Annotated in this window: 2 protein-coding genes; both read left to right on the forward strand. The window is 38.8% G+C overall.

Going from position 1 to position 2,871, the window contains the following annotated elements; genetic code table 11:
- The first annotated feature begins 109 nt into the window (after window positions 1-109).
- Entirely contained in the window at window positions 110-2,401 is a 2,292-nt protein-coding gene (gene pflB / locus A5875_RS03930) for a formate C-acetyltransferase (protein ID WP_088932398.1), read from the forward strand.
- 136 nt (window positions 2,402-2,537) lie between these two features.
- Window positions 2,538-2,871: 4Fe-4S cluster-binding domain-containing protein (locus A5875_RS03935; protein WP_141108322.1), on the forward strand; the 334-nt coding region annotated here is incomplete at its 3' end.

The following is a 2,871-nucleotide window of genomic DNA, read 5'->3' on the forward strand; positions in this document are numbered from 1 at the left end:
GAATTAATCTTTCACAAGGAAAGGCTTGCATAAAAGAATTTATGTGTTATACTTTGTTCGTAAAGCTGTAGCAATTAAGTTTTTATTATTCTAAGGAGGTCCTTTCGGAATGGGAACTGCAACAAATGAACTAGAAAAAATGAAAAACACTGAGAAGTCTGCATGGGAAGGCTTTAAGGGGCACTTATGGAAGAGTGAAATCAATACACGTGATTTCATCCAAGCTAACTACACGCCTTATGAAGGTGCTGCCGATTTCTTAGCTGAACCAACTGACGCAACAAATTCATTATGGGCAAAATTACAAGAACTTCAAAAACAAGAACGTGAAAACGGCGGCGTCTTAGACATGGAGGCAGATATTGTATCTGCAGCTAATGCTTATGGTGCTGGCTATATTGACGAAAATTTGAAAGACAAAGAAACGATCGTCGGTATCCAAACAGATAAGCCGTTAAAACGTGCATTCATGCCTTACGGTGGTATTCGTATGGCAGAAGAATCTCTTGAACGCTATGGCTACACACCAAATCCTAAATTCACTGAAATCTTTAATGATTATCATAAAACGCATAACCAAGCAGTCTTTGATGTATATACACCGGAAATCCGTGCGGCTCGTCGTGCAAAAATCATCACTGGTCTTCCTGATACTTACGGACGTGGACGTATCGTTGGTGATTACCGTCGTGTAGCACTCTATGGTATTGATTACTTGATGCAAGAAAAACTAAAAGACCACGCAAACTGCGGTCACGGTCAATTCACTGAAGAAGATCTTCGTCTACGTGAAGAAATCAGCGATCAATATAAAGCATTGAAACGCATTAAAGAAATGGCAGAAGCATACGGTTTCGATATTTCTCGTCCAGCTGAGAATGCTAAAGAAGCGGTTCAATGGACATACTTTGGTTACTTAGCAGCAATCAAAGAGCAAAACGGTGCTGCGATGTCAATCGGCCGTGTATCTACATTCTTAGATATCTATATTCAACGTGATATTGAAAGAGGCCTTTTGACAGAAGAACAAGCACAGGAATTGATTGACCATTTAGTAATGAAATTACGTATGGTTAAATTTGCTCGTATTCCTTCTTACAATGAATTGTTCTCAGGCGATCCAGTTTGGGCTACTTTATCAATTGCTGGTATGGGTATGGACGGACGTACATTAGTTACTAAAAATGATTTCCGTTTCTTGCACACACTAGAAAACATGGGTCCATCTCCAGAACCGAACTTGACTGTATTGTATTCTTCTCGTTTACCAGAAGGATTCAAAGACTATGCAGCTAAGATTTCAATTGATACTTCTTCAATTCAATATGAAAATGACGATGTAATGCGTCCAGTATGGCTAGATGACTATGCGATCTGCTGCTGTGTATCTGCTACACAAACGGGTAAAGAAATGCAATTCTTCGGTGCTCGCGCAAACTTGGCGAAAGCATTGTTATATGCGATCAACGGTGGGGTTGATGAAAAATCTAAAGCACAAGTCGGGCCTGATTTCCGTCCAATCGAATCAGACGACGCTCTAGATTTCGATGATGTTATGGCTAAATATGACGACATGTTGGAATGGTTAGCCGGGATGTATGTAAATACTTTGAACGCTATCCACTTTATGCATGATAAATATTACTATGAAGCAGCTGAACTAGCGTTAATGGATACTGACTTGAAGCGTACTTTCGCGACAGGTATCGCAGGATTTTCTCACGTAGTTGATTCATTAGCTGCTATCAAATATGCAAAAGTTTTCCCAATTCGTGACGAAGATGGTATTGTTACTGACTTCAAGATCGATGGAGAATTCCCTAAATATGGTAACGATGACGCTCGTGCTGATGACTTAGCTGTTTGGGTATTAAAAACGTTCATGGAAAAATTAGAACATTACCATACTTACCGTAATTCAGAACCAACAACATCAATTTTGACAATTACTTCAAACGTTGTTTATGGTAAAGCAACTGGTACAATGCCTGATGGACGTAAAGCTGGTGAACCTTTGGCTCCGGGAGCAAACCCATCTTATGGTGCTGAACAAAATGGTTTGTTAGCTTCATTAAATTCATTAACAAAATTACCTTATGAATATGCGTTGGATGGTATTTCAAATACACAAAGTATCAATCCAGATGCATTAGGTCATGATGAAGATGAACGCATTGAAAACTTAACAAACGTTTTAGATGGCTACTTTGATCAAGGAGCACATCATCTAAACGTGAACGTCTTTGGTAAAGAAAAATTAATCGATGCTATGGAACATCCAGAAAAAGAAGAATATGCTAACTTTACAATTCGGGTTTCTGGCTATGCGGTTAAGTTTATCGACTTGACTCGTGAACAACAAGAAGATGTAATCAGCCGTACATTCCATGCTAAAATGTAAGAACTGATTTACAAGCGAATACTGAAATAGGGCGGATGGACGGTAGTCTATTCGCCTTACTTTTTAAAAGTAGTCATTGGTTATTCGTAAAAAAAATTTGCGAGAAATTTTTACATATAGAAGAGGGGGACTGTTTATGTCTGCTGTGACTGAACAACCTATTGTCGGAAATGTCCATTCAATCGAAAGTTTCGGATCTGTTGACGGACCCGGCGTACGATTTATCGTCTTCATGCAAGGCTGCCGGATGCGTTGCCAATTTTGTCATAATCCGGATACTTGGAAAATAAATGATCCTAAAGCAAAGAAAAGAACAGCTGATGATATTTTAAAAGAAGCATTGAACTATAAGAGTTATTGGGGAAAAAAAGGCGGAATCACTGTTAGTGGTGGTGAACCTTTACTTCAAATCGACTTTTTGATCGATTTATTCAAGAAGGCTAAAGAAATGGGGATCAATACAACATTAG

This window comes from Enterococcus sp. 3H8_DIV0648 (assembly GCF_002140655.1).
Lineage (GTDB): Bacteria > Bacillota > Bacilli > Lactobacillales > Enterococcaceae > Enterococcus_A > Enterococcus_A hulanensis.